The sequence below is a fragment of the Eudoraea sp. genome (assembly GCF_049665975.1).
GTDB lineage: Bacteria > Bacteroidota > Bacteroidia > Flavobacteriales > Flavobacteriaceae > Eudoraea.
This window is the reverse complement of the sequence record NZ_JBATGR010000436.1, coordinates 1-5,102: the sequence shown is the minus strand read 5'-3', so window position 1 is coordinate 5,102 and position 5,102 is coordinate 1. Positions and strand designations below refer to the sequence as shown.

The window sequence follows — 5,102 nt, the reverse complement described above, 5'->3', positions numbered from 1 at the left end:
AGATAATACCGTTTTCTCCTATTATAAGCACACCATTATAACTTCCCGGCCCTCCAATATCACTATCTGCAGGGATTATTTCGGGATGTGATGGTCTTATCCCGCCGTCGCTCCAGGTTAGTTCAATTGGCGATTTACTTTTTTCTGTCGTATCAAAATGTAGTGTTATAAATGAAGATGGAGGACAACCTTCCGGATGATAATCGGCATTCCACATTTGAGAGTAAACTGTCCCGGCACTGCATTCTGCATCCGTAGGATATTTTAGTCCCAGGGTTCTGAAAGGGATATCTATTAGATGACAGCCCACATCACCTAGCGCTCCCGTCCCATAGTCCCACCAACCTCTCCAATTAAAGGGATGCAAATTGGGAGTGTAGGGTCTGTATTCAGCTGGTCCCAGCCATAGATCCCAATTTAAATCTTTGGGCTTTAAGTTTTCATCGGGTTCCGGCATAGCATAACCTTGTGGCCATACAGGACGATTTGTCCAAACCTGTACCTTTGAAATTTGCCCAAGCACTTCCGAGTCTACCCAATTTTGAACCATTCCTAAAAGAGGGTTGGATCCACCCTGGTTACCCATCTGACTTACAATTTTATTATTTCTTGCCATCTCGGTAAGCATTCGTGCTTCACGTATATTGTGGGTTAATGGTTTTTGGACATACACATGTTTGCCTCTTTCCATAGCAAATGCCCCGGCCGGGCCATGAAGATGATCGGGCGTTGAGATGGTAACAGCATCAATATCTTTTTCCTTATCCAGCATCACCCTGAAATCCTCATATAATTTTGCTTTGGGAAATTTTTCAACAGAAGCTGAAGCAGATCCTGAGAAATCTACATCGCATAGTGCGACTACTCTTTCCCGGCCATTAACCGTTGCATTTAGAATATCACTTTTTCCTTTTCCACCAGAACCGATGGCCGCCAAATTTAGCTGATCACTAGGCGCGATATATCCGATACCACCAAGTACATGTCTGGGAACAATAAAAATTGAGGAAGCAACAGCTCCTTTTTTTATAAATGATCTTCTGGATGTTGAATAGCTTTTTTTTTGTTTACTCATGATTCTTAGTTAATAATTATACCGTCATAATTTCATTAAAACAAAGATTTTCCCTTATGCCTAAAGGTTGGTTATTAAACCGTCCTGATTAGTAAGAGGAGCTGTATATAACTTGCATGGTATAGGGTTCAGATAAAGATAATGAAATACCGTTAAGCTAAAGCAAGTAGTTTATCATAATGGAAAAAAAATAAAAAGAGGCAAGAGATTTTGAGATAAATATCTTCGGGAAATTGCTCTAAACGTTTTTGAAGCGAACAATAGAAATCTATTAAATAGTTTTCTTATGCTTTTGTGACAATGGTTTAAGTACTTCCAGCGCTTTATTTACAGAATTAATATGATCGAAAATTAAAAGTAGCCTAAGCCCATTACGCGTTTGTTTTTCTTTTAGCCTGCATGTTTTATTATGCTGTTGTACATAGGAAAGAATACTCGAGAATATGGGACTTTGATAAAAAGAAGATTCCTGATCTGAGATAAAATAGCCCATTAGGATTCCTTTTTTTAAAACTACTTTTTCTAATCCCATACCAGTGGCAATCCACTTTATTCGTACCGAGTTTAGCAAATCCTCAACCTGTGTTGGGTACGCACCAAATCTGTCAATAAGGTGAGCCTCAAATTTTTGAAGTTCTTCTTCTGTTTTAAGCGTGTTTAATTCTGTATATAGGTTTAATCGTTCTGTTGTGTTATTAATATAATCATCGGGGAATAGCAATTCAAAATCTGAATCTAACTGTGTATCTTTTACAAATATTTTTTCCATTCCTTCAGTTTCCTCATAAAGGTCCTTGAATTCATTTTCTTTTAATTCTTCAATAGCTTCGGACAATATTTTCTGATAGGTTTCAAAGCCAATCTCGTTTATAAATCCACTTTGTTCACCTCCTAACAGGTCTCCCGCACCCCGAATTTCTAAGTCTTTCATTGCTATGTTAAAACCGCTTCCCAATGCGGTATACTCTTCCAGTGCCTGAATTCGTTTTCTGGCATCGGGAGTCATTACCTCATACGGAGGTGTAATGAAATAACAAAAGGCCTTCTTATTACTTCGGCCGACACGTCCCCTCATCTGATGCAGATCACTTAATCCAAAATTATTTGCATTATTAATAAAGATGGTATTTGCATTTGTCACGTCCAAACCACTTTCCACAATGGTAGTAGAGACCAGCACATCAAATTCCCCATTCATAAAAGCCAGCATCAAAGTTTCCAATTTCCTACCCTCCATTTGGCCATGACCTATGCCTACTTTTGCATCAGGTACTAACCGCTGAATCAGTCCGGCAACTTCTTTAATATTTTCTATTCTGTTGTGAATAAAAAATATTTGCCCGCCTCTTTGAATTTCATAGGATATGGCATCACGTATTATTTCTTCATTAAATTGTGTCACATGACTTTCAATGGGGTATCTGTTTGGTGGAGGGGTGTTTATCACAGATAAATCTCTCGCAGCCATTAAACTAAATTGCAGCGTTCTTGGAATTGGAGTAGCGGTAAGCGTAAGAACATCTACATTTTCTTTAATTGATTTTAATTTATCTTTTACAGCAACGCCGAATTTTTGTTCTTCGTCAACTATAAGTAATCCCAGGTCTTTAAACTGAACATTTTTGCTAGCCAATTGATGAGTACCTATAATGATATCTATTTTACCTGATTGTAATTCATCAAGAATTATGCGCTTCTCTTTTGCAGTTCTAAAACGGTTAAGATAATCTACTTTTACCGGCATTTCTTTCAATCTTTTGGAGAATGTCCTGTTGTGTTGAAAGGCAAGTATAGTCGTAGGCACCAAGACCGCCACTTGTTTTCCGTTTTCTGCCGCCTTGAATGCCGCCCTTATCGCAACTTCAGTTTTTCCAAATCCAACATCCCCACAAACCAGCCTGTCCATAGGCCTTTCACTTTCCATGTCTTTTTTGATGTCTGCTGTAGCAGTTCCTTGATCCGGGGTGTCCTCATAAATAAAAGAAGCTTCCAGTTCTAATTGCAAGTAGCTGTCTGGCGCGTATTGAAACCCTTTGTCCAGTCTTCTTTTGGCATAGACTTTAATAAGATCAAAGGCTATTTTCTTTACCCTCGACTTTGTCTTTTGTTTAAGTTTTTTCCAGGCAGCAGATCCTAATTTGTAAATTTTAGGGACAGCTCCATCCTTTCCATTGTATTTTGAGATCTTGTGTAATGAATGAATACTGACATAAAGGATGTCGCGCTCACCGTACATTAATTTAATGGCCTCCTGCTTTTTGCCTTCCACGTCAATTTTTTGAAGCCCACCAAATTTGCCTATCCCATGGTCTATATGGGTAACATAGTCGCCTATTTCCAATTTGTTGAGGTCTTTTAGAGCAATGGCCTGTTTTTTGGCATAACCATTTCGCAAATGAAATTTGTGATAGCGATCAAAAATTTGATGGTCCGTGTAACATGCAACCTTCAGGTCATGGTCTATAAAGCCTTGATATAATGGAAAGACTTTGGTTTTATAATGCACATTTTCATCTACTTCGTCAAAGATGTCATGGAACCTTTTAGTTTGTATTTCCGAGGAACAGAAAATATAATTTTCATAACCCTGGCGGTTGTTCTTATTGAGATTTGTGATAAGTAAATCAAATTTCTTGTTGAAGGAAGGCTGAGGTGTAGTATTAAAATCTATACTCTCAGAATTTGGAATAGTATCAAAACCCCCCAAAGTAGCGAGGGTAAAATTTGTTAATTGTGCTTTAAGCAAGTTGGAATTGGCAAATAATTCTTCAGGTTTCGATTGTTTTATGTCAGAATTAAGTTCTTCAAATGTCTTTTGAGCTTTTTCAAAAAACAAATCCACCCTGTTATAAGTTAGTTGCGGGTTTTTTAGGAATATGACGGTGTCCGGACTAATGTATTTCAGGAAACTTTCACGACTTTCATTGAGGTGTTTTTTTTCTACATTGGGAATTATTCTAATCCTGTTAACCTTATCGGTAGATAATTGGGTTTCTACGTCAAAAGTCCGCATACTCTCTACTTCATCTCCAAAAAATTCTATTCTGTAAGGTTCATCATGTGAAAAGGAAAAGACATCGAGGATACCACCACGTACGGAGAATTCACCCGGCTCAGTTACAAAATCGACCCGTTTGAAATGATACTCAAAAAGGACTTCATTCAGAAAGTCCAATGAAAGCGCATCAGCGGTATTTATTTTCAGGGTGTTTTTAGTCAGTTCTTTTCTGGTGACAACTTTTTCAAAAAGGGCGTCAGGGTAGGTAATGATAACCGCAGGTTTTTTTCGGGAATTTATGCGATTCAAAACTTCTGCCCTTAGCAATACATTAGCATTATCGGTTTCTTCTATTTGGTATGGCCTTCTGTAACTTCCCGGATAGAACAGTACATCATTTTCACTTATGAGTTGTTCCAGATCGTTAAGTACATATGCGGCTTCTTCCTTATCATTCAAAACCAATAGAAAAGGCCGATCTATTTTAGTAAAGATCGCGGATGCTACAAAAGAAAAAGAGGACCCGCTAAGGCCATTTAAAATAATATTAGGCTGGTTTTGGGCAATAAAATCCTGCAGTTTCCTGAGTTGAGGAGACTGTGCATACAGTTGCTGCAATGAAGATTTGGTCAACCGTTAAATTTTGTGCAAATATAATTGCTGATTGCATGGGAGACCAAGGTTTGGATCAAATTTTTATAATAATGTCATCCGCGATGGCAAAAACTTCGTCTTTCTCTGTCTTCTTCATGGTGTAAGTTCCGGTAAATTTGCCAAAAGCAGGAAGGATTAATTGATCTGCTGTCTTGAAGAAACATGGAAGGCGAAGTGATTGTTTACCTCTTCCTCTAAGCTTAATTGCCGGATGAATATGACCTGAAAAATTGAAATATCCTTGTCGTTCTTCCGGATGATGAGTGAGCAGAAATTTTTCTGAGACTAATTCAGACACTACTTGAATTCCAATTCGTTCATATCTCTGCGGTGAAATTATATCATGGTTCCCCCTGACTAAAATAAATTTTAGCT

The 5,102-nt window shown here is 38.0% G+C and carries 2 protein-coding genes and 1 pseudogene; all 3 read right to left on the bottom strand.

Annotated features, from left to right (window positions below):
• Window positions 1–1,075, bottom strand: a 1,075-nt coding sequence (locus WBN20_RS14325) for a Gfo/Idh/MocA family protein (RefSeq protein WP_424282178.1), incomplete at its 3' end; no start/stop codon positions are given.
• A gap of 271 nt (window positions 1,076–1,346) precedes the next feature.
• Window positions 1,347–4,706: a transcription-repair coupling factor gene (mfd, locus tag WBN20_RS14320; protein WP_424282177.1), complete on the bottom strand. Its 3,360-nt coding sequence runs from the start codon at window positions 4,704–4,706 to the stop codon at window positions 1,347–1,349.
• Window positions 4,707–4,761: 55 nt separating this feature from the next.
• Window positions 4,762–5,102 (bottom strand): annotated as a pseudogene (locus WBN20_RS14315) (ligase-associated DNA damage response endonuclease PdeM); the annotation flags it as partial.